Here is a 22,576-nt window from a genome sequence, read left to right on the forward strand (position 1 = left end):
ACTGCAGGGGGGACCCTGTGGGAGAGTAGGACACCGCCGAACAAATTTTGAGAAAACCCCCGTACCGTTAATTCGGTACGGGGGTTTTCTGCGTTTCCGGGGAGAAAGGCCGGGGGATTTCTCTGGTTTCCCAGTGTCCCCCGACTCGCGGGTCTTCCGTTTACAGACGTCCTGCCGTCTTGAGTGCCAGATATGCGTCAGCCAGTGCTGGTGCCAGTTCCTCCGGTGTCGCGTCGACGACTGTGACGCCGTGTCGGCGGAGCTGGTCCGCGGTGCGATGGCGTTCGCTCTGGGCCTGGGCTGCTGCCGCGGCCTCGTAGACGGCGTCGGGGTTTCCGCGGCTCTTGGCCATGAGGGAGACGTGGGGGTCGGCCACGGAGGCCAGGAGAACCGTGTGGCGTTGGGTGAGCTGGGCCAGGACGGGGAGGAGGCCCTCCTCGACCGGGGCTGTGTCGAGAGTGGTCAGGAGGACGATCAGGGAACGGCGGGGGGCCGTCCTGAGGGCGGTGGCCGCAAGGCCGCGGGCGTCCGTTTCCACGAGCTCCGGTTCCAGCGTCGCCATGGCGTTGACCAGGGACGGGAGGAGGTCGCTCGCGGCGCGGCTCTGGACCAGGGCACGTACGCGGCGGTCGTAGGCGAGGAGGTCCACGCGGTCGCCGGCGCGGGACGCCAGCGCTGCCAGGAGCAGGGCCGCGTCCATGGAGGCGTCGAGGCGTGGTGCGTCGCCGACGCGGCCCGCCGAGGTGCGGCCGGTGTCGAGGACCAGGACGATGTGCCGGTCGCGTTCCGGGCGCCAGGTGCGGACTGCGACGGCGGAGTTGCGGGCGGTGGCTCGCCAGTCGATGGAGCGGGTGTCGTCGCCGGGGACGTATTCGCGCAGGCTGTCGAACTCGGTGCCCTCGCCTCGGGTGAGGACGCTGGTGCGGCCGTCGAGTTCGCGCAGGCGGGCCAGTTTCGAGGGCAGGTGCTTGCGGCTCGTGAACGGCGGCAACACCCGCACCGTCCAGGGGACTTCGTGGGTGCCCTGGCGGGAGAGGAGGCCGAGAGGGCCGTACGAGCGGATGGTGACGCGGTCGGTCCTGCGGTCGCCTCGGCGGGTGGGGCGCAGGCGGGTGGTGACGCGGCGGCGCTCGCCGGCGGGGACCGTCAGGCGGTGGCGGGAGGCTTCCATCTCGGTGCCGGGGAGCCAGCTGCTGGGCGGCCAGGCGTCACGGAGGTGGGCGCGCAGGGGGCGGCCCGAGGTGTTGGTGACGGTGAGGGTGACGTCGGCGGTCTCGCCCAGGCGTACGGAGGTGTCGCCCGAGCGGGTCAGACCGAGGCGGCGTACGGGGGCCGCGAGGGCGAAGTCGCAGGCGCAGGCCACCGCCAGGGGGGCGTTGACGGCGAGGATTCCCGTCCAGCTCGGGTCCCAGATGCCGACGGGGATCGAACCCAGGGCCGCGATGAGTGCGGCGCGTCCGGTGAGGGCCATCAGCGGGGGACGGGGACGTGGGCGAGGATCGACTGGATGACGGAGTCGGCTGTCACGCCCTCCATCTCCGCCTCGGGGCGGAGCTGGACGCGGTGGCGGAGCGTGGGGAGGGCGAGGGCCTTCACGTCGTCCGGGATGACGTAGTCGCGGCCGGTCAGCCAGGCCCAGGCGCGGGCCGTCGCGAGGAGGGCCGTCGCACCGCGGGGGGAGGCGCCGAGGGTGAGGGACGGGGACTCGCGGGTGGCTCGGCAGATGTCGACCACGTAGGCCGTGATCTCCGGGGAGATCGAGGTCTTGGCCACGGCCGCCCGTGCCGCTTCCAGGTCCGCGGGGCCCGCGACCGGGCGCAGGCCGGCGGAGTGCAGGTCGCGGGGGTTGAAGCCCTCGGCGTGCCGGGTGAGGACGTCGATCTCGTCCTGGCGGGAGGGGAGCGGGATCGTGAGTTTGAGGAGGAAGCGGTCCAGCTGGGCTTCCGGGAGGGGGTACGTGCCCTCGTACTCCACCGGGTTCTGGGTGGCCGCGACCAGGAACGGGTCGGGGAGCGGGCGGGGGGTGCCGTCCACGGTGACCTGGCGTTCCTCCATCGCTTCGAGGAGGGACGACTGGGTCTTGGGGGGCGTGCGGTTGATCTCGTCCGCGAGGAGGAGGTTGGTGAAGACCGGGCCGGGCTGGAAGGAGAACTCGGCGGTGCGCGTGTCGTAGACCAGGGAGCCCGTCACGTCGCTCGGCATGAGGTCGGGGGTGAACTGGACGCGCTTGGTGTCGAGGTCGAGGGCGGAGGCGAGGGCGCGGACGAGCAGCGTCTTGGCCACCCCGGGGACTCCTTCGAGAAGGACGTGTCCGCGGCACAGGAGGGCGACGACGAGGCCGGTCACTGCGGGGTCCTGGCCGACCACGGCTTTGGCGATCTCGGCGCGCAGGGCTTCCAGGGAGGCGCGGGCGGCTGCCGCGTCCCCCGTGTTCCCGGCGTTGTCAGTGGTCGGGGCCATCATGGACGGCGTACCTCTCTTTCGAGGGCGTCGAGTTGGTCGGCGAGGGAGACGAGTGCGGTGTCGTCGCTGGGCGGCGGGCCGAAGAGCAGGGAGTGCAGGGCCTGTCCGTCGCCGCGGAGGTGGTCGGACAGGGCGGGCAGCAGGGTCTCGGGCGTGTGCGCCTGGGAGACGGGGACGCCTACGAGGGGGGCGAGTCGGGTGCGGGTGGTGGAGCGAAGAGCGAGGGCGGCCCGGTCACGGGCGTCGGCCTTGCGGTAGAGGCGGGCGCGGCCTTCGACGGTCTCGGAGGCGCGGATCGCCACGGGGAGTTTCTCGGGCACCAGGGGGCCGAGCCGGCGTGCCCGCCACAGGGCGGCCAGGGCAGCGGCGAGGAAGAGCTGGAGCGTGCCCCACTTCCAGCCCGAGGGGAGCAGGTCGAAGAAGTCGCGTTCGTCGTCCGGGTCGGTGGCCGACGGGTCGGAGAGCGAGGGGAGGTACCAGACCAGATGGGGGCGGGAGCCGAGGAGCTGGAGGGCGAGGGAGGCGTTGCCCTGCTCGTCGAGGCGGTCGTTGTAGAAGATGTCGGGCGCGCCGAGGACGACCGTGTCGCCGCCTTCGGGGGCCGGTACGCGCAGCAGGGTGGCGAGGCGCTCGCTGGGGTAGCAGGCGTCGGCCGCGAGGTGGACGGTCGAGTAGCGGACGCCTCCCGTGTCGGCGGCTCCGGCGAGTCGCGCGGCGGGGAGGTCGCAGTCGGGGTCGAGCGTCGACGCGTCGCTGGTCAGCGGGTCCGCGGTGACGTCGGGGGCGAGCCGTCCGATGGACCGGCTGCCGGGAGCGACGAGGACGGTACGGCCGCCGGCGGGGGCGGTCGCGATGCGCAGCAGGGACTGCTGGCGGTGCGTCAGCAGGTCGGGTTCGGCGACCAGGAGGGTGGTGTCCGGGCCGACGGCGGCGCGTGCTTCGTCGAGGGTGGCGACCACGCGGGTGGACACCCCGCGTTCGTCGAGGAGTTCGGCGACGGCCCGGCTGCCGAGCGGGTCGACGGAGCGTGGGTCGAGGCGGCCGTGCCGGGCGTCGGAGCGGATCACGGCGATCGTGATCGCGGCCACCAGCAGGAGCACGAGGGCGAGCAGGACGCCGCGCGCGCGGGTCCACACCTGGCGGGCCGTGGGCGAGACCGAGGTGGACGGGAGTGTGGCCCCGGTGGTCATTCGGCGGCCCCCTGGCGGGTGTCGGCTGCCGTGCTGTGGCTGCTGCCGGTGAGCTGGGGCCTGGTGCGTTCCAGGTCGAGGTCGAGGTCGGCGATGCGCCGGTACGACGTCTCGGTCGCGCTGCGACCGCCGTATGTGACGTCGTCGAAGTCGCGGGCGGCGGTGCGGAGCCGGTCGGTGTGGGCGGGCAGGGCGCGGCCCGCTTCGGCGGCGGCCTCGTCGGCGGTGCGGCCGGGGCGGGCGTCGAGGAGGGCGCGTTCCTCCAGGGAGCGGACGACGGCCCGCATGCGTTCCTGGAGGGCCTGGTTCCAGTGGCCCTGGACGGCGTGGGCCTCGGCGGCGGCGCGGTGGTCGGCGGCGGTGCGGGGACGGTCGTCGAACAGGGCGGCGGAGGGCGTGGGCCGGCGACGCGGGGTGCCCAGGCGCCACCACAGGGCGCCCAGGACCGCCACGACGGCCGCGATGATCACGACCAGGCCGAGTGCGCCGCCTGGGGTGGCGGTGGCCGCCGCGCCGAACAGGTCCTCGATCCAGGCCCAGAAGGAGTCGAGGGCGCGGGCGAACCAGCTGGGGTCGTTCTCGTGGTACATGCGCTTGGACAGCTCGCGCCGGGCCGCCTCCCGCGCGGGGTCGCGCGGGACGGTGACCGGTGGTTCGTCGCCGGACAGCAGTGACGGCAGCGACAGCACGGAGGTGTCGCCGGAGTGCGCCAGCAGCCGTGCCGATGTGAGAACTCCCCCCGCCGGGCTCACCGCATCAGCCTCCGGGGGTGGGGCCGGGGGTGCCGGTGCCCTGGTCCTGGGCGCCGGCCGCGCGGGTCAGTTCGAGGTCGAGGGCCTCGCGGCGGATGCGCTGGTCGATGTAGAGGAGCACGGTGACGCCTGCCGTGATCGGGAACGTGATCATGGAGCCGATGACCGCGCCGACGCCGCTGACGACGAGGAACGTCCAGCCGACGTCGCCGCCGTTGTCGAGGAGGCCGGTGAAGCTCTGGCCGCTCAGGGCCGCGGCGAGGAAGGTGAAGGGCAGGACGATGATCTCCGCGATGATGGCGGCGATGATCGCGGCCAGCAGCTGGATGCCGAAGACGCGCCACCAGGAGCCGCGGACCAGCTTCGCGGACCGGACCAGTGCCTTCCTGATGCCCTGCTTCTCCAGCATCAGCGCGGGCGAGGCCAGGGAGAAGCGGACCATCAGCCACAGGGCGACGACGAGGGCGCCCGCCATGCCGAGGACGAGGAGGGTGGCCGCGGCGTCACCGCCTCCGGCTGCGGCCGCGATGATGCCCGGTACCGCTCCGGCCAGGACGACGCCGATGCCGATGAGGATCAGCAGGAAGATCAGGCCGAACAGCCTGGCGACCTGCGGGCGGGCGTCGCGCCAGGCCTCGCCGGTGGTGACCGACTTGCCGAGCACGGCACGGCTGGTGACGGTGGTGAGCAGGGCGGTCGCGACGACCGTGCCGATCAGGGAGACGAGGAAGACGGCGCTGGAGCTGAGGAGGGCGTCGCCCATGGCCTCGGTCAGCTCGTCGAGAGTGGCGCTCGGGTCCTGGAGGGCCTCGGTGCTGGTGTTGTCGAGGACCAGGCCCTGGAGCAGGACGACGACGACCTGGGTGACGACGGCGACGGTCAGCGAGATGCCGAGGACCGTGCGCCAGTAGGTGCGCATGGTGGAGACCGCGCCGTCGAGGATCTCGCCGACGCCGAGCGGGCGCAGCGGGATCACGCCGGGCTTGGCCGCGGGCGGGGGGCCGCCCCAGCCGCTGCCCCAGCCGCCGGGGGCGCCGTGTCCACCGGGGCCGCCGTAGCCGCCGTATCCGCCCTGGCCGGCGCCGGGGCCGGCCGGCGGGCGGGAGCCCCAGCCCGGGCCGGGCGGCGGGGGCGGCGGGGTCTGGCCGGGGGCCTGCGGGCCGCTCGGGGCGGACCACTGCGCGGGGGGCGGCTGCTCCTTGGACCACTTCGAGCCGGGGCCCTGCGGCTCCTGGCCCGTCTGGCCCGCCTGGTCCGAAGGGCCGGACGGTTCGGACGGGGCTGCGGGCTCGGCGGGACCGGGAGGAGTGGCGGGCTCGGCAGGGCTGCCGGACGCACCGGGCTCCTGTCCGTCGGACGGGGCGGATCCGGGCGAAGCCCAGCCCGGAGTGTCTTTCATCGTCGCTCCTTCACGGTGCCCGTCCGCGGTCGCGGCGGCAGGTTGGCAGCCATCGTGCCATGGGGCGGTGACAGGGTGACCGGCCGCGGTATCGGCTGCATACCTTCAATACTCCGCGGGACAAGGGGCAGACTGACCGCATGGCTGATCAGTACGCGCAATCCGGCGAGGGCGGCAGGTCCACCGAGATACCGGTGATCCGCTGGGAGGAACCACCCGAGGGTCCCGTGCTGGTGCTCCTGGACCAGACGAGACTGCCGGCCGAGGAGGTCGAGCGGGTCTGCACGGACGCGCCCGCGCTGGTGGAGGCGATCCGTTCGCTCGCCGTGCGCGGGGCGCCGCTGCTCGGGATCGCGGGGGCCTACGGGGTCGCGCTCGCCGCCGCGCGCGGGTTCGACGTGGACGACGCGGCGACCGCGCTGGCGGGTGCCCGGCCCACGGCGGTGAACCTCGCCGTCGGGGTCCGCCGGGCGCAGGCCGCCCACCAGGGCGAGCTGGCGCGCGGCGGTGACGCGGCCCGGGCGGCGAGGGCCGCGCTGGACGCGGCGCGCGCCCTGCACCGGGAGGACGCCGAGGCCAGCGCGCGGATGGCGGAGCGCGGGCTGGCGCTGCTCGACGAGCTGATGCCCGGCGGCGGGCACCGTGTCCTGACGCACTGCAACACCGGTGCGCTGGTGTCGGGCGGCGAGGGGACGGCGTTCGCGGTGGCGCTCGCCGCGCACCGGGTGGGGCGGCTGCGGCGGCTGTGGGTCGACGAGACGCGCCCTCTGCTCCAGGGCGCCCGGCTGACGGCGTACGAGGCGGCGCGTTCCGGCATGGCGTACACCCTGCTCACCGACAACGCGGCGGGGTCGCTGTTCGCGGCCGGCGAGGTGGACGCGGTGCTGATCGGGGCGGACCGGATCGCGGCCGACGGGTCGGTGGCGAACAAGGTGGGGAGCTATCCGCTCGCGGTGCTCGCCCGGTACCACCATGTGCCGTTCATCGTGGTGGCGCCCGTGACGACCGTCGATCCGGAGACTCCTGACGGGGCGTCGATCGAGGTCGAGCAGCGGCCCGGGTTCGAGGTCACCGAGGTGATGGCGCCTCAGATTCCGGTGACGGGACCGGGGGGCGGGATGTCGGTGGCGCCGCTGGGGACGCAGGCGTACAACCCGGCGTTCGACGTGACCCCGCCCGAGCTGGTGACGGCGATCGTCACGGAGGAGGGCGCCGTCTCACCGGTGACGGCCGAGGCGCTGGCGGAGCTGTGCGCCAGAGCCGCCGCCCGGACCGCCGTCTAGCGATGGCCGGTGGACGAGGGGCGGCGCGGGGTTCTCGCCGGCCTTGACGGGGGTGCTCGGCGGGCGGCCGGGAGGGAGCTTGCACGGGGTGGGCAGACAGCAGTGACCTGCAGCGACTATGGTCACTGGCCGGTGACGTACCTCACCACTGCCTTCGCCACCGTTATGAGAATGGGATGATGTCGTTTATGAAGGGACGAGTCCTTGTCGTCGACGACGACACCGCACTGGCCGAGATGCTCGGCATCGTGTTGCGTGGTGAAGGTTTTGAGCCGTCTTTCGTAGCCGATGGCGACAAGGCGCTGGCCGCGTTTCGGGAGAGCAAGCCCGATCTCGTGCTGCTGGACCTGATGCTGCCGGGCCGCGACGGTATCGAGGTGTGCCGGCTGATCCGCGCCGAGTCAGGTGTGCCGATCGTCATGCTCACGGCGAAGAGCGACACGGTGGACGTGGTGGTCGGGCTGGAGTCCGGCGCCGACGACTACATCGTGAAGCCGTTCAAGCCGAAGGAGCTGGTCGCGCGGATCAGGGCGCGGCTGCGGCGGTCGGAGGAGCCCGCGCCGGAGCAGCTGGCCATAGGCGACCTGGTCATCGACGTGGCGGGGCACTCCGTGAAGCGGGACGGGCAGTCGATCGCGCTGACGCCGCTGGAGTTCGACCTGCTGGTCGCGCTGGCGCGCAAGCCGTGGCAGGTGTTCACGCGCGAGGTGCTCCTGGAGCAGGTCTGGGGCTACCGGCACGCCGCCGACACCCGCCTGGTCAACGTGCATGTGCAGCGGCTGCGCTCCAAGGTCGAGAAGGACCCGGAGCGGCCCGAGATCGTGGTGACCGTCCGTGGGGTGGGCTACAAGGCAGGACCCAGCTGACATGTCCGGAGACAGTGCCGCTTCGTCGCCCGGGCGACCCGGGGCTCGCTCGGAGCGGCCTGTCGGCGGGGAACAGGGCGGCTCCCGCTGGGGGCGCCTCCTGGAGGGCGGACTCCTGCAAGGGGGCGTCCAGGGCAGCCCGGTGCTGCGGCTCTTCCTGCGCTGGGTGCGCCGGCCGCTGCTGCCGGTCATGCGGCTGTGGCGGCGCAACATCCAGCTCAAGGTCGTCGCCACGACGCTGCTGATGTCGCTCGGCGTCGTCCTGCTGCTCGGCTTCGTCGTGATCGGGCAGGTGCGCAACGGTCTGCTGGACGCGAAGGTGAAGGCCTCGCAGAGCCAGGCCGCGGGCGGGTTCTCCGTGGCCCAGCAGAAGTCCGACACCGCGATCACCGACGAGGGCGACGACACCGGGGACGGCCGGACCAGCCAGAGCGGCATCCAGTGGATGAGCGACCTGGTGGAGTCCCTCTCCAGCGGCGGCCAGGGCGCCTTCGACGTCGTCACGCTGCCCGCCGCGGGCGGGGACACCGGCGGTCGCGGGCCGCGTGCCTCCGGCGGCGTGGACCCCACGGCGAGCGTGCCCGAGGCGCTGCGCGAGCGTGTCGACGGCAGCAACGTGGCCGCCGCCCAGAGCTACACCCGCATCCATTACACCAACGGCACGGAGTCGCAGCCCGCGCTGATCATCGGCAAGCAGGTCGACGATCCGAACGGCGACCCGTACCAGCTGTACTACCTCTTCCCGCTGACCCAGGAGGAGAAGTCGCTCAGCCTGGTCAAGGGCACGCTGGCCACCGCCGGGCTGTTCGTCGTCGTCCTTCTCGGGGCGATCGCCTGGCTCGTCGTGCGGCAGGTCGTCACGCCCGTCAGGATGGCGGCCGGGATCGCCGAGCGGCTGTCGGCGGGGCGGCTCCAGGAGCGGATGAAGGTCACCGGCGAGGACGACATCGCGCGGCTCGGCGAAGCCTTCAACAAGATGGCGCAGAACCTCCAGCTGAAGATCCAGCAGCTGGAGGACCTGTCGCGGATGCAGCGGCGGTTCGTGTCCGACGTGTCGCACGAGCTGCGGACGCCGCTGACGACCGTACGGATGGCCGCCGACGTCATCCATGACGCACGCGAGGACTTCGATCCGGTGACCGCGCGGTCGGCGGAACTGCTCGCCGACCAGCTGGACCGGTTCGAGTCGCTGCTCGCGGACCTGCTGGAGATCAGCCGGTTCGACGCGGGCGCGGCGGCGCTGGAGGCGGAGCCGATCGACCTCAGGGTGGTCGTGCAGCGGGTCGTCGGCGGGGCGGCGCCGCTCGCCGAGCGCAAGGGGACCCGGATACGGGTCGTCGGCGATCAGCAGCCCGTGGTCGCCGAGGCCGACGCGCGGCGTGTGGAGCGGGTGCTGCGCAACCTGGTCGTCAACGCCGTCGAGCACGGCGAGGGCAAGGACGTGGTCGTCAAGCTTGCCTCGGCGGGCGGGGCCGTCGCGGTCGCGGTGCGCGACTACGGGGTCGGCCTCAAGCCCGGTGAGGCCACGCGCGTGTTCAGCCGCTTCTGGCGGGCCGACCCGGCACGCGCGCGTACCACCGGTGGTACGGGCCTCGGTCTGTCGATCGCCCTGGAGGACGCGCGGCTGCACGGCGGCTGGCTCCAGGCCTGGGGCGAGCCGGGCGGCGGGTCGCAGTTCCGGCTGACGCTGCCGCGCACCGCGGACGAGCCGCTGCGGGGCTCGCCGATACCGCTGGAGCCCAAGGACTCCCGGCGCAACCGGGGACTGGACGACGCCGGACTGCCCGACGGGGAGAAGCGGGCCACCGTACCGGTGCAGACGTCCGGTGAGCCGGCGCCGCTGCCCGCGCGCGGGGTGCGTCCTACGGCGGACCCGACGGCGCTGCCCGGCAACGGCGCGCGCGTGGTGCCGCGCCCCACGGGAGGGGCGCAGCCGGCGGACGGCCCGGCGGCGGGCCAGGGCGCGCAGGAAGCGCCGCCCTCCGGGGAGCGCGGCAGGCAGGACGAGCGTGACAGGCAAGGGGAGGCAACTCGTGGGCGCTGACCGCGCGGGGGGCGGCGGCCGGCGGCGTACGCCGGTGCGCGCGCTGGTGTACGCGGCGTGCGGCACCGTACTGCTGGCGGGGTGCGCCTCGATGCCGGACAGCGGGGATCTGCGCGGGGTGGACTCCACGCCCCGGCAGGACCCCCAGGTGCGGGTCTTCGCCCTGCCGCCACGGGAGAACGCGGCCCCCTCGGACATCGTGGACGGCTTCCTCGAAGCGCTGACCAGTGACGATCCCGGGTTCGAGACGGCCAAGAAGTACCTGACCGCCGAGGCGGCGAAGGGCTGGGACCCGGCGGCGGGCCTCACCGTGCTCACCGAGGGCGCGGGCGCCTCCTCGGGGACGACGGGCGACCGCGACGACGCCTCCGAGGCCGAGTACACGCTGCACGGCACCAAGGTCGCCACCGTCGACGCCCAGCAGGCCTACGCGCCCGCCGACGGCGACTACGACGAGCCCCTGCGCCTGACGCGGGAGAAGAAGACCCACCAGTGGCGCATCGACCGGCTGCCGCCGGGCGTGGTCATGGGCAAGTCCGACTTCCTGCGCAACTACCGCTCGGTCAACAAGTACTACTTCGCCTCGAACTCCTCCGGCGCCTCCGACGCCTCGCCGGGCGAGGCGCCGGTGGCCGTCGCCGACCCGGTCTACGTGCGCAAGAAGGTCGACCCGATGACGCAGACCGTACGGCTGCTGCTCGCGGGTCCCTCGCGCTGGCTCGACCAGGTCGTGCGCTCCAGCTTCCCCACGGGGACGCAGCTGAAGCTGAAGAAGGGCGTCACCTCGCTGACGCCCGACGAGCAGAACAAGCTGACCGTGCCGCTCAACGTGAAGGCGGGCCGGGTCGGTTCGGGCAAGTGCCAGGAGATGGCCGCCCAACTCCTGTTCACCCTGCGGGACCTGTCCCCCTCCGGCGTGGAGGACGTCGAACTCCAGGGCTCGGACGGCACCGCGCTGTGCGAACTCGACGAGTCCGAGGCCGACTACGCGGTGGAGCACGGCGGTTCGAAGAACGAGTTCCAGTACTTCATCGACGGCAAGCACCAGCTGGTCCGGCTGGCGAGCGACAGCGTCAACTCGCAGCCCGCCCCCGTCCCGGGAGCGTTCGGCGAGGGCGAGCAGCAGCTGCGGGCGGCGGCCGTGTCCCGTGACGAGCGCACCGCGGCCGGCGTCAGCCTGGACGGCGGCTCGCTGTACGTCGGCACGCTGGTGTCGGGCGGTTCGCTCGGCGAGCCGGTGGTGCGCTCCACCGCCAAGTCCCAGGACGACCGTCTCACGACGCCCAGTTGGGACGGCGAGGGCAATCTGTGGGTCGCCGACCGCGATCCCCGCGACCCCCGGCTGCTGTTCCTGACCGGCGGCGCGGGGGAGCCGGTGGAGGTGTCCACGCCGGGGCTCGACGGGCGCATCTCCGCGGTGCGCGTGGCCGCCGACGGCGTGCGGATCGCGCTGATCGTGGAGAAGGACGCGGTCCTCGACGGCGAGAAGACCGTCACCAAGTCCCTCTACGTCGGACGGATCGAGCGGGGCGACAAGGCGGACGACGAGTCCGTCTCCGTCCTCGAACTGCATGCCGTGGCGCCGCAGCTGGAGGAGGTCACGGCCATGTCGTGGGCGGGCGACAGCCGGCTCGTGGTGGTCGGGCGCGAGCACGGCGGCGTGCAGCAGATGTCCTACGTCCAGGTCGACGGTTCCACGCCGGTGGGGTCGGCGCCCGCCGCGCTGACCGGGGTGAAGGCGCTGGCCGCCGCGGAGGACACACAGCTGCCGCTCCTGGCCTACTCCGAGGAGGACGGCATCGTGCGGCTCGTGTCGGGCTCGAAGTGGCAGCAGGTCGTGAAGGACGGGACGGCGCCGGTCTACCCCGGCTGACCGTCCTGCCCGTCCTGCCCGTCCTGCCTGTCATCCCGGGCGTCGTCCACAGGCTCGTTGTCCACAGGTCCCCAGGGCCTTTGTCCACAGGGCTGGCGGCGCGATCCGGCCGTCGGCACAGTGGTGGGCATGCGGGGGTGGTGGCGGGATCTCGCCGAACTGGTGCTGCCGGCCGAGTGCGGGGGCTGCGGAAGGCCTCGCACGGTGCTCTGCCCGGGGTGCCGTGCCGTCCTGGCGGGGACCGCGGTGAGCCGGGTACGGCCGGTGCGGGAACCGGCGGGGCTGCCGGCCGTGTACGCGGCGGCCCGGTACGGCGAAGCGGTCCGGGCGGTGCTGCTCGCCCACAAGGAGCGGGGTGCCCTGGCCCTCTCCGCGCCGCTGGGCGAGGCCCTGGCGGCGTCGGTGCGGGCGGGGCTGCGCGATTCCCGCCCAGAGGGCCGCGAGGATGCCCGCTCAGAGGGCCGCGAGGCCTCCCAGAGGGCCGTCCAGGGGTCCGCGGGCCTGTCGGAGGGCCGAGCGGTGCTCCTCGTGCCCGTTCCCTCGGCACGCGCGGCCGTGGCGGCCCGGGGGCACGACCCGGCGCGGCGGATCGCCCTGGCCGCCGCGGGGGAGCTGCGGCGAACGGGGATCCCGGCGCGGGTGCTGGCCGTGCTGCGGCAGCGGCGCGCGGTGGCGGACCAGGCCGGGTTGAACTCGCGCGAGCGGCTGGCGAACCTCGCGGGCGCGCTCGCGGTGGTGCCCGGCGGTGACCGGCTGCTCCTGGAGGGGCCGGTCGTGCTCGTCGACGACCTGATGACCACGGGCGCGTCCCTGGCGGAGGCGGCGCGGGCCGTCCGGGCGGGGACATCGGGATTGATCGCCGGTGCGGGTGAGACGTCCAGGGGGATCGATGCGTACGGAAGGGCGGTGCCGCCTGTGTACGAGGCGCCGGTTCGGGAAGGCAGAGAAGAACGATGGACGAGCACGGGGGAACGGAGGGACGAACCGGTGCCGAATCGAGGGCCGAATCGAGTGCGGAGCCGGGCGCGGGAGCGGGATGCCGGCGCCCGCGGGCCCAGGAGGCCGGGAACGGCACGCGCCGGTGACATCGTCTGCGCGGCGGTGGTCGCGGCGACACCGGATGCTTTCGAAATAAACCGGAACTGACCGAGTAGTTGCATCGTTGCAGGTAATGAGAGGGCCTATTCACCTGAACGGAGGTACGCCGCGGTAGAGGGTGACGACTTCCGTCCGGGCGAGATATGTTCGGTTGTGAGGAAAGGCCCAGGCCACACCTCTCGAATCCGATTGCCGTGCCGCGGGTTTTCTCACATCACCCGCACCGGTGGAGTGGAGATCTCGTCCGCGGGGGAGGAGGTGGAAGTCACCGAGTCCGAGGTTCCGGGACTCACCGGAGCCTGGTGCAAAAGGGAGATGCTCCGCCACGCGAGCGGAGTGATCCGGGAACGGAGTTCTGCGTGGACATCGTCGTCAAGGGCCGCAAGACCGAGGTGCCCGAGCGGTTCCGCAAGCACGTGGCCGAGAAGCTGAAGCTGGAGAAGATCCAGAAGCTCGACGGCAAGGTGATCAGCCTCGACGTCGAGGTGTCCAAGGAGCCCAACCCCCGACAGGCCGACCGCTGCGACCGTGTGGAGATCACGCTCCGCTCCCGCGGACCGGTGATCCGGGCCGAGGCGGCGGCGAGCGACCCGTACGCGGCGCTCGATCTGGCCGCGGAGAAGCTGGACGCACGGCTGCGCAAGCAGCACGACAAGCGTTACTCACGGCGCGGTTCGCGCCGCCTGACAGCGGCCGAGGTGCCCGACCACGTCCCGGGCGCGGCCACACTCAACGGCAACGGCGACCCCGTCCACGACGAAGAGCCGGACGGCGTGCCCACCAAGCGGATCGGCTCGCTGGAGGTCAAGGGCGAAGGCCCCCTGATCGTCCGCGAGAAGACCCACGTCGCCTCCCCGATGTCTCTCGACCAGGCGCTCTACGAGATGGAACTGGTCGGGCACGACTTCTATCTGTTCGTCGACTCCGAGACCAAGGAACCGAGTGTCGTCTACCGGCGACACGCCTACGACTACGGCGTCATCCACCTCAGCACGGACCCGATGGTCGCCCAGGCGCAGCCGCCCGCGGCCGGTGGCACGCTGGGCGGCTGACCCGCCCGGTCGGCGGCTGAGCAGGTGCCCCTGGAGCGCGTGTGCGCCCCCAGGGGCACCGGTGTGCGACCCCTTTGGGGGCGGCTCTGTGGCCACGCGGTCGTCCGGGCATGGAATCATGGCCGCACCGGCCCAACCGGTGGGCCGTTGCCTTGGGTTGGCGATGGCACAGGACCAGCCACAGCCACAGCCTTCAGGGGGAGGAACGATGGCGGACAGCTTCGGACCGATGCATGACGGGGATGCCGACGACGGCGTCACCGGCATGGGCCCGGACGTGGGCTCCTCACGCAAGGAGCCGATCCGTGTCCTGGTCGTGGACGACCACGCCCTCTTCCGGCGCGGACTGGAGATCGTGCTCGCGGCCGAGGAGGACATCCAGGTCGTGGGAGAGGCGGGCGACGGCGCGGAAGCCGTCGACAAGGCCGCCGATCTGCTGCCCGACATCGTCCTGATGGACGTGCGGATGCCCAAGCGCGGCGGAATCGAGGCGTGCACCTCCATCAAGGAGGTCGCACCCAGCGCCAAGATCATCATGTTGACGATCAGCGACGAGGAAGCCGATCTCTACGACGCCATCAAGGCGGGCGCGACCGGTTATCTCCTCAAGGAGATCTCCACGGACGAGGTGGCGACCGCCATTCGCGCGGTGGCCGACGGCCAGTCGCAGATCAGTCCTTCCATGGCGTCGAAACTGCTCACCGAGTTCAAGTCGATGATCCAGCGGACCGACGAACGCCGGCTGGTGCCCGCGCCGCGGCTCACCGACCGTGAACTGGAAGTGCTCAAGCTCGTCGCCACGGGGATGAACAACCGCGATATCGCGAAGGAGTTGTTCATTTCCGAGAACACCGTGAAGAACCACGTGCGCAACATCCTGGAGAAGCTTCAGCTGCACTCCAGGATGGAGGCCGTCGTCTACGCGATGCGCGAGAAGATCCTGGAGATCCGCTGACCGCCCGCCGGTTCTCCGCGCGCTAGCCCGCCAGCGCCTTCGCCAAGGGCTCGCGCAGTGCGGGTGCGTCCACCCGTTCCACGCGTACGTCCGTGCAGTCCACCCAGTTCGCCGCCTCCAGGAGGGCCTGGGCCACCGCCGGGACCGCCTTGGGGCCGTCCAGGGAGACCTGGCGGGCGACCAGCGTGCCGCCCTCGCGCGCGGGGTCGACGCGGCCGACGAGCCGTCCGCCGGCCAGGACCGGCATCGCGAAGTAGCCGTGGATCCGCTTCGGCTTGGGGACGTAGGCCTCCAGGCGGTGGGTGAAGCCGAAGATCCGCTCCGTCCGCGCGCGGTCCCAGACCAGGGAGTCGAAGGGCGACAGCAGCGTCGTGCGGTGGCGTCCGCGCGGGGTGGTCTCCAGGGCCGCCGGGTCGGCCCACGCGGGCTTGGACCAGCCCTCGACCTGGACCGGGACCAGCCCCGAGTCGGCGATCACCGCGTCGACCTGCTCGGCCTTGAGGCGGTGGTAGTCGGCGATATCCGCCCGGGTGCCCACCCCCAGCGACTGCCCGGCCAGGCGGACCAGGCGGCGCAGGCACTCGGCGTCGTCCAGCTCGTCGTGCAGCAGCGCGGCCGGGATCGCGCGCTCGGCGAGGTCGTACACCCGCTTCCAGCCCCGGCGTTCGACGCAGACGACCTCGCCGTACATCAGGGCGCGCTCCACGGCGACCTTGGTGCCCGACCAGTCCCACCACTCGCTGGTCCTCTTCGCGCCGCCCAACTCCGTGGCCGTCAGCGGGCCTTCGGCGCGCAGCTGCTTGACGACCTGGTCGTAGGTGCCGTCGGGCAGGTCGTGGTGCCAGTGCGGGCGGGCCCGGTAGGCGCGGCGGCGGAAGGCGAAGTGGGGCCACTCCTCGACGGGCAGGATGCAGGCGGCGTGCGACCAGTACTCGAAGGCGTGGGGCGCGCCGTCGGCGCCGGTGTTCCAGTAGGCCTGCTCGACCGCCTTGCGGCCCACGGCTCCCAGGCGGGCGTACGGGATGAGTTCGTGGGAGCGGGCGAGGACCGAGATGGTGTCGAGCTGGACCGCGCCCAGGTGGCGCAGGACGCCGCGGACGCCGGCCCTGCGGTCGGGGGTGCCGAGGAAGCCCTGGGCCCGCAGGGCGATACGGCGGGCCTCGTCGGCGGTGAGTTCGGTCGAGGGACGCGGGGTCGTCATGGGTCGGACGATAAGGGGTGCCACTGACAACGCGGGGCGACCTGCGGGTTCTCCCCGGCGCCGGTCAGTCGCGGGCCGGGAGGTAGGGCGCGGTCGAGGGCAGGCCCAGGTCCGAGGGGAGCAGGGAGCCGACCCAGCAGTCCCGGCGCACGCCCTGGTGGACGAGGGCGGAGCGCAGGACGCCCTCGACGGTGAAGCCCGCGCGTTCCGCGACCGCGCGCGAGGCACGGTTGCCGACCTCCGCGCGCCACTCCACGCGGTCCAGGGACAGCTGGACGAAGGCCCAGCGGGCGACGGCGAGGACCGCCTCGGTGACATAGCCGTTGCCGCGGTGCTCCTTGGCGCACCAGTAGCCGATCTCCGCCTCGCTGGGCGAACGCATCGTCAGGCCCAGCATGCCCGCCAGGGCCTCGCCCTCGGGGAGGAAGAGGCCCCAGGTGAACATCGAGCCGTTCGCCCAGCCGCCGGGGACGAGCTGCCCGGTGAAGCCCTCGGCGTGCTCGCGCAGATAAGGGGAGGGGATCGACGTCCAGCGCAGGATGTCGGGGTCCTGGGCCGCCTCGTACACGGTGTCGGTGTCCTGCGGGCCGACCGTGCGCAGCAGGAGGCGGGAGGTGGTGAGGGTGGCGGGGTCCATCGCCCGATTCTGCGCGCCCTCGGCGGGGAGCGCCACGGGTTTGCGCCGCGTGCGCGGGTGATCACTTTTCGTGCGATTCGCGACCCGGTGCGGCACTATCGGCCACCCCCGCCCGTTGTGCCCTTGACGGAGATTTGAAGCGGTGGACCGCCGTCGCCCACAGCAGGCTCCCGGGGTGGCCTGGTCCTCGCATACGATGGCCGTTGCTCAGTCACGTCACATGGAAACCGACCGTCCCAGGCCCGACCGGCAAGGAGACCAACCCCCGTGTCCGTCCTCTCGAAGATCATGCGTGCAGGCGAAGGCAAGATCCTGCGCAAGCTGCACCGCATCGCGGACCAGGTCAACTCCATCGAAGAGGACTTCGTCGACCTCTCCGACGCCGAGCTGCGGGCCCTCACCGATGAGTACAAGCAGCGGTACAGCGACGGCGAGAGCCTGGACGACCTGCTCCCCGAGGCCTTCGCCACCGTGCGGGAGGCCGCCAAGCGCGCCCTCGGGCAGCGCCATTACGACGTGCAGATCATGGGCGGCGCCGCGCTGCACCTCGGGTACGTGGCCGAGATGAAGACCGGTGAGGGCAAGACGCTCGTCGGCACCCTGCCCGCGTACCTGAACGCGCTGTCCGGCAAGGGCGTCCACCTCATCACGGTCAACGACTACCTGGCCGAGCGCGACTCCGAGATGATGGGCCGCGTCCACAAGTTCCTGGGCCTGGAAGTCGGCTGCATCCTCGCCAACATGACGCCGGCCCAGCGCCGCGAGATGTACGCCTGCGACATCACGTACGGCACGAACAACGAGTTCGGCTTCGACTACCTGCGCGACAACATGGCGTGGTCCCAGGACGAACTCGTCCAGCGCGGCCACAACTTCGCCATCGTCGACGAGGTCGACTCCATCCTCGTCGACGAGGCCCGTACGCCGCTGATCATCTCCGGCCCGGCCGACCAGGCCACCAAGTGGTACGGCGACTTCGCCAAGCTGGTCACCCGGCTGAAGAAGGGCGAGGCGGGCCAGCCGCTGAAGGGCCTCGAGGAGACCGGCGACTACGACGTCGACGAGAAGAAGCGCACGGTCGCCATCCACGAGGCCGGTGTCGCCAAGGTCGAGGACTGGCTGGGCATCGACAACCTCTACGAGTCGGTGAACACCCCCCTCGTCGGGTACCTGAACAACGCCATCAAGGCGAAGGAACTGTTCAAGAAGGACAAGGACTACGTCGTCATGGACGGCGAAGTCATGATCGTCGACGAGCACACCGGCCGTATCCTCGCCGGCCGCCGCTACAACGAGGGCATGCACCAGGCGATCGAGGCGAAGGAAGGGGTGGCGATCAAGGACGAGAACCAGACGCTCGCCACGATCACCCTCCAGAACTTCTTCCGCCTCTACAAGCGCGCCGACCACGACGGCAAGGAGATGCCGGGTCTCTCCGGCATGACCGGTACGGCGATGACCGAGGCCGCCGAGTTCCACCAGATCTACAAGCTCGGCGTGGTGCCCATCCCGACCAACCGCCCGATGGTCCGCAAGGACCAGTCCGACCTCATCTACCGCACCGAGGTCGCGAAGTTCGAGGCGGTCGTCGACGACATCGTCGAGAAGCACGAGAAGGGCCAGCCGATCCTGGTCGGCACCACCTCGGTCGAGAAGTCCGAGTACCTCTCGCAGCAGCTCAGCAAGCGCGGCGTCCAGCACGAGGTGCTCAACGCCAAGCAGCACGACCGTGAGGCGACCATCGTCGCCCAGGCCGGCCGCAAGGGCGCCGTCACCGTGGCCACCAACATGGCCGGCCGCGGTACCGACATCAAGCTCGGCGGCAACCCCGAGGACCTCGCCGAGGCGGAGCTGCGCCAGCGCGGCCTCGACCCCGAGGAGCACATCGAGGAGTGGGCGCACGCCCTGCCCGCCGCCCTGGAGCGCGCCGAGCAGGCCGTGAAGGCCGAGAAGGACGAGGTCGAGGACCTCGGCGGCCTCTACGTCCTGGGCACCGAGCGGCACGAGTCGCGCCGTATCGACAACCAGCTCCGCGGCCGTTCCGGCCGTCAGGGCGACCCGGGCGAGTCCCGCTTCTACCTCTCCCTCGGCGACGACCTGATGCGCCTGTTCAAGGCTCAGATGGTCGAGCGCGTGATGTCGATGGCGAACGTTCCGGACGACGTGCCGATCGAGAACAAGATGGTCACGCGCGCGATCGCGTCCGCGCAGTCGCAGGTCGAGCAGCAGAACTTCGAGACCCGCAAGAACGTCCTGAAGTACGACGAGGTCCTCAACCGCCAGCGCGAGGTCATCTACGGCGAGCGCCGCCGCGTCCTGGAGGGCGAGGACCTCCAGGAGCAGATCCAGCACTTCATGGACGACACGATCGACGCGTACATCGACGCGGAGACCGCCGAGGGCTTCGCGGAGGACTGGGACCTCGACCGGCTGTGGGGCGCCTTCAAGCAGCTCTACCCGGTGAAGATCACCGTCGAGGAGCTGGAGGACGCGGCGGGCGACCGCGCGGGTCTGACCGCCGACTTCGTCTCCGAGTCCATCAAGGACGACATCCACGAGCAGTACGAGTCGCGCGAGACGCAGCTCGGCTCCGAGATCATGCGGGAGCTGGAGCGCCGGGTCGTGCTGTCGGTCCTGGACCGCAAGTGGCGCGAGCACCTCTACGAGATGGACTACCTCCAGGAGGGCATCGGCCTGCGCGCGATGGCCCAGAAGGACCCGCTGGTCGAGTACCAGCGCGAGGGCTTCGACATGTTCACCGCCATGATGGAGGGCATCAAGGAGGAGTCGGTCGGCTACCTGTTCAACCTGGAGGTCCAGGTCGAGCAGCAGGTCGAGGAGGTCCCCGTCGAGGACGCGAAGCCGTCCCTGGACAAGGCGGACGCCGTGCCGGCCCAGGCGGGCGCCCGTCCCGAGATCCGCGCCAAGGGCCTGGACGCCCCGCAGCGCCGGGACCTGCACTTCTCCGCGCCGACCGTGGACGGCGAGGGCGGTGTCGTCGAGGGCGAGTTCGCCGACGACGACGAGCCGGTGCGCTCCGAGGCGGACGGCCTCACGCGCGCGGAGCGCCGCAAGCAGGCGCGGGGCGGGCGTCGCCGCAAGAAGTGACCGCGGAGTGGCCGCGGAAGTGACCAAGGCGGTCACCGTGCCGACGGCGCGGTGACGGCCGGAAGGGCCGGGCATCCTCGGGTGCCCGGCCCTTCGGCGTGCCATGGGTCCCTTCTGGCGTGCCATGGGTCCCCTACGGCGTGGCGCCGGTCAGCCGCCCGCCGCGCGGACGGCGCCGGGGACGCCCAGCTCCACCGCCGTGCAGCGCCAGCGCAGGTCCTGGCCGCGCTCCAGGCGGAAGGCCAGCGCCCGCAGCTGGTCTCCCGCGCCGATGCGGGCGAAGGCCTCCACGGCGCCCGGGGAGGCCTCGTAGTAGCCGATGTCGCGGACGACGGGGCGCGGGCCGCGTGTGCGCAGCGGGCTGTGCTCCGCGAGCTCGGCCAGCCGGTCGTAGGCGCCGCCGACGGTGTGCCGGAGCATCGCGTGCACGGGGCGCTGGCCGCTGAGGACGGCGAGTAGCAGGTCGGCGAAGAGGTCGGTGGGGCGCGGCTGGGGGACGGGCCTGCGCGGGGTCTGGGCGGGGACCACGGGGGCCGCCGCCGGGACCGGGGCCGGGGCGGGCCGGTTGTCCCTGGGGCCCGTGACCGGGGCGGGGGCGGCCGACGGGTTCGGCCGGCCGTCGCCGGAACGGGTGCGGAGGGCTCCGCCGCCGGTCGGGACACGGGGCGGGGCGCCCGCCGGGCGGCGGGAGTCGCGGCGGGCCGGCGGACGGGCGGCCGGGCGGGACTGGCTCCTGGTCATGACCTTGTTCATGGCATCCCCGTTCGGTGGGCCCGTGTCGTACCGGGCGGTAACTTCTGTGGCTGGGGATCTTGTACGGGGCCCGGCGGGGCGACGGCAAGGAGGCGGGAGCCGGCGCCGGGATCGCGGAGGCTTCACTTATCCGGGTGACCGGGACCGCGCCGGGCCCGTGGCCGCGGGGCCGGACCGGGTGACGTCCCGGACCGGGGCTGACGTCCCGCGGGAGGCGGGCGGGGACCCGAAAGGGGACGCCAGGGGGGTGGCCGCACGTATCCTGAAACTCTCCGCGGGCGGGTCACCGGCCTCCCCGCGACCCGCCCCCCGACCACGAAAGCGGCCCTCATGCGCGTCTACGTCCCCCTGACCCTCTCCGGTCTCGCCGAGGCGTACAAGACGGGCGAGGTGGGCTCGGAGTCGTTCGCGGCCTACGCCGTGACGCCCGCGCTGCGCGAGTGGTACCTCTCCGACGACATCGAGGAACTGGAGTACGCGGCGCTCAACCGGGCCGCCCTCGCCTCCCTGCGGCTGCTCGCCGCCGACCCCGAGGCGCCGCGCCGCCGGGTCGTCGTCGCCGTCGACGTGGCCGACGGGGCCGCGGTCACCGACCCCGACCGGGGGCTCGACCCGGCGGCGCTCGGCGAGCTCAGGGTCACCGGCCCGGTCCGGCTGGCGAAGGCCGCCGCCGTGCACGTCGACGCGGGCGACGCCGAGGAGGACGTGACCGCGGGAGCGGGGGCGCTGGCCGCGGCGGACGGCGGGGACGACGACGCCCAGTTCGTCGTGGACGGCACCGAGGACCACGAACTGCTCTGGTACGCCACGCAGGAGATCCCGAACCTGGTCGGCCTGGGCGGCTGAGCCGCCGAGCCGGCGAACGTTTCGGCCGCTGCGCCGGGTGGTCCCGTTCATGCCCCTCCGACCTGCGCTTCTCCTCGCTGTCAGTGGAGGCGGGTACGTTTTGTGCATGGGGAAGCACACGGACGCGCACATCGTCTGGGACTGGAACGGGACCCTGTTCCACGACAACGAGGCGATCATCGGGGCGACGAACGCGGCGTTCGCCGAGCTCGGGCTCGCGCCGATCACGATGGAGCGGTACCGCGCGCTGTACTGCGTGCCGGTGCCGAAGTTCTACGAGCGCCTCATGGGCCGGCTGCCCACCGAGGCCGAGTGGCTCGTCATGGACGAGACCTTCCACCGCTACTACACCGCGCAGCGCGGCACGTGCGGGCTGACCCCCGGGGCCGGCGACCTGCTCACCGGATGGGGGCGGGCCGGGCGGAGCCAGTCGATCCTCAGCATGTACGGGCACGACGAACTCGTGCCGCTGGTGCGGGGCTTCGGGATCGAGTCCCACTTCCTGCGGGTGGACGGCCGCACCGGACCGTCCGGCGGCAGCAAGGCCGAGCACATGGAGCGCCACCTTGCCGCGCTCACCGGCGTGGACCCCGCCCGGACGGTCGTGATCGGGGACGCGGCCGACGACGCGGTCGCCGCGCTGCACGTGGGCGCGCGGGCCGTGCTGTACACCGGCGGGTCGCACAGCCGGGCCAGCCTGGAGGAGGTCGGCGTCCCGGTGGTGGACACCCTGGACGAGGCGGTCGCCGAGGCCGGGCGAATAGCCGCCTAGGGAGCCGCCTCGGGAGTCGCCGGGGAGCCGTCCGCGGTCGCTCGCGGGAGGGGCCCTTCCGCACGGACGGCCGGTTCGGGTCTGTGCAGAACGTCAAAATTCACCCCCTGGTTTTGTACACATACGGCTCGTGACGGGGCCCCTGTAAGGAGCGATAGCCTTGGTGGCGTGATCAGCGCGATAGCTCGCGGGGGCACCGATGCCCCTGCCCTGCGCCCGGCGACCACGGACCACATCCGTGACCGGGCGGCGTTCGCTGGTCCGCGTGGGCGGGACGGAGGTGC

18 protein-coding genes are annotated in these 22,576 nt (G+C 72.4%); 10 read left to right on the forward strand and 8 right to left on the reverse strand.

The window, feature by feature from the left end:
• Positions 1 to 160: 160 nt before the first annotated feature.
• From ACIPSE_RS43940 to ACIPSE_RS43960, 5 genes are read right to left on the reverse strand one after another with little or no spacing between them, the layout of a single operon-like run.
• Positions 161 to 1,471 carry a DUF58 domain-containing protein gene (locus tag ACIPSE_RS43940; RefSeq protein ID WP_401675067.1) on the reverse strand — a complete coding sequence of 437 codons (1,311 nt, stop codon included), beginning with the start codon at positions 1,469 to 1,471 and terminating at the stop codon, positions 161 to 163.
• Entirely contained in the window at positions 1,471 to 2,463 is a 993-nt protein-coding gene (locus ACIPSE_RS43945; RefSeq protein WP_401675070.1) for an AAA family ATPase, read from the reverse strand. The genes ACIPSE_RS43940 and ACIPSE_RS43945 overlap by 1 nt, the downstream gene beginning before the upstream one ends.
• On the reverse strand, positions 2,460 to 3,653 hold the full coding sequence (locus tag ACIPSE_RS43950) for a DUF4350 domain-containing protein (RefSeq protein ID WP_401675072.1): 1,194 nt from the start codon (positions 3,651 to 3,653) through the stop codon (positions 2,460 to 2,462). The genes ACIPSE_RS43945 and ACIPSE_RS43950 overlap by 4 nt, the downstream gene beginning before the upstream one ends.
• The gene (locus ACIPSE_RS43955; RefSeq protein WP_401675075.1) at positions 3,650 to 4,405 is read right to left on the reverse strand and encodes a DUF4129 domain-containing protein; all 756 of its coding nucleotides are present in this window, start codon (positions 4,403 to 4,405) and stop codon (positions 3,650 to 3,652) included. Before ACIPSE_RS43955 ends, ACIPSE_RS43950 begins: the two co-directional genes overlap by 4 nt.
• A 4-nt stretch (positions 4,406 to 4,409) precedes the next feature.
• On the reverse strand, positions 4,410 to 5,804 hold the full coding sequence (locus tag ACIPSE_RS43960) for a glycerophosphoryl diester phosphodiesterase membrane domain-containing protein (protein ID WP_401675078.1): 1,395 nt from the start codon (positions 5,802 to 5,804) through the stop codon (positions 4,410 to 4,412).
• A 140-nt stretch (positions 5,805 to 5,944) separates the two neighbouring features.
• Here ACIPSE_RS43960 and mtnA point away from each other — a divergent pair, with 140 nt between their 5' ends.
• The 7 genes from mtnA (at position 5,945) to ACIPSE_RS43995 (ending at position 14,975) form a co-directional block, all read left to right on the forward strand.
• Positions 5,945 to 7,087: an S-methyl-5-thioribose-1-phosphate isomerase gene (mtnA, locus tag ACIPSE_RS43965; RefSeq protein WP_401675081.1), complete on the forward strand. Its 1,143-nt coding sequence runs from the start codon at positions 5,945 to 5,947 to the stop codon at positions 7,085 to 7,087.
• A 176-nt stretch (positions 7,088 to 7,263) separates the two neighbouring features.
• Positions 7,264 to 7,953 (forward strand): two-component system response regulator MtrA, encoded by a 690-nt coding sequence (mtrA, locus tag ACIPSE_RS43970; RefSeq protein ID WP_187284748.1) that lies wholly within the window; start codon positions 7,264 to 7,266, stop codon positions 7,951 to 7,953.
• Between the two features lies 1 nt (position 7,954).
• A complete protein-coding gene (mtrB, locus tag ACIPSE_RS43975; protein WP_401675083.1) occupies positions 7,955 to 9,997 on the forward strand; it encodes an MtrAB system histidine kinase MtrB in 2,043 nt (680 codons plus the stop codon).
• The gene (locus ACIPSE_RS43980; RefSeq protein WP_401675086.1) at positions 9,987 to 11,870 is read left to right on the forward strand and encodes an LpqB family beta-propeller domain-containing protein; all 1,884 of its coding nucleotides are present in this window, start codon (positions 9,987 to 9,989) and stop codon (positions 11,868 to 11,870) included. Before mtrB ends, ACIPSE_RS43980 begins: the two co-directional genes overlap by 11 nt.
• A 129-nt stretch (positions 11,871 to 11,999) precedes the next feature.
• A complete protein-coding gene (locus ACIPSE_RS43985; protein ID WP_401675089.1) occupies positions 12,000 to 13,016 on the forward strand; it encodes a ComF family protein in 1,017 nt (338 codons plus the stop codon).
• Positions 13,017 to 13,327: 311 nt separating this feature from the next.
• Positions 13,328 to 14,020, forward strand: coding sequence for a ribosome hibernation-promoting factor, HPF/YfiA family (gene hpf, locus ACIPSE_RS43990; protein WP_401675092.1), 693 nt, complete (start codon positions 13,328 to 13,330; stop codon positions 14,018 to 14,020).
• Positions 14,021 to 14,228: 208 nt separating this feature from the next.
• Positions 14,229 to 14,975, forward strand: coding sequence for a response regulator (locus ACIPSE_RS43995; RefSeq protein ID WP_401675095.1), 747 nt, complete (start codon positions 14,229 to 14,231; stop codon positions 14,973 to 14,975).
• A 22-nt stretch (positions 14,976 to 14,997) separates the two neighbouring features.
• On the opposite strand, the gene ACIPSE_RS44000 is transcribed toward ACIPSE_RS43995, so the two are convergent.
• Entirely contained in the window at positions 14,998 to 16,176 is a 1,179-nt protein-coding gene (locus ACIPSE_RS44000; RefSeq protein WP_401675097.1) for a winged helix-turn-helix domain-containing protein, read from the reverse strand.
• A 64-nt stretch (positions 16,177 to 16,240) separates the two neighbouring features.
• Positions 16,241 to 16,813 carry a GNAT family N-acetyltransferase gene (locus ACIPSE_RS44005; RefSeq protein ID WP_401675100.1) on the reverse strand — a complete coding sequence of 191 codons (573 nt, stop codon included), beginning with the start codon at positions 16,811 to 16,813 and terminating at the stop codon, positions 16,241 to 16,243.
• 267 nt (positions 16,814 to 17,080) lie between these two features.
• On the opposite strand from ACIPSE_RS44005, the gene secA reads away from it, so the two are divergent.
• The gene (secA, locus tag ACIPSE_RS44010) at positions 17,081 to 19,921 is read left to right on the forward strand and encodes a preprotein translocase subunit SecA (protein WP_401675103.1); all 2,841 of its coding nucleotides are present in this window, start codon (positions 17,081 to 17,083) and stop codon (positions 19,919 to 19,921) included.
• A gap of 150 nt (positions 19,922 to 20,071) precedes the next feature.
• On the opposite strand, the gene ACIPSE_RS44015 is transcribed toward secA, so the two are convergent.
• The gene (locus ACIPSE_RS44015; RefSeq protein WP_401675106.1) at positions 20,072 to 20,674 is read right to left on the reverse strand and encodes an Rv3235 family protein; all 603 of its coding nucleotides are present in this window, start codon (positions 20,672 to 20,674) and stop codon (positions 20,072 to 20,074) included.
• A gap of 330 nt (positions 20,675 to 21,004) precedes the next feature.
• Here ACIPSE_RS44015 and ACIPSE_RS44020 point away from each other — a divergent pair, with 330 nt between their 5' ends.
• Positions 21,005 to 21,520 carry a DUF6912 family protein gene (locus ACIPSE_RS44020; RefSeq protein ID WP_401675109.1) on the forward strand — a complete coding sequence of 172 codons (516 nt, stop codon included), beginning with the start codon at positions 21,005 to 21,007 and terminating at the stop codon, positions 21,518 to 21,520.
• Positions 21,521 to 21,626: 106 nt separating this feature from the next.
• Positions 21,627 to 22,292 (forward strand): HAD family hydrolase, encoded by a 666-nt coding sequence (locus tag ACIPSE_RS44025; RefSeq protein ID WP_401675112.1) that lies wholly within the window; start codon positions 21,627 to 21,629, stop codon positions 22,290 to 22,292.
• The last annotated feature ends 284 nt before the right edge of the window (positions 22,293 to 22,576 follow it).

Source organism: Streptomyces sp. NPDC090106, from assembly GCF_044747265.1.
Classification (GTDB): domain Bacteria; phylum Actinomycetota; class Actinomycetes; order Streptomycetales; family Streptomycetaceae; genus Streptomyces.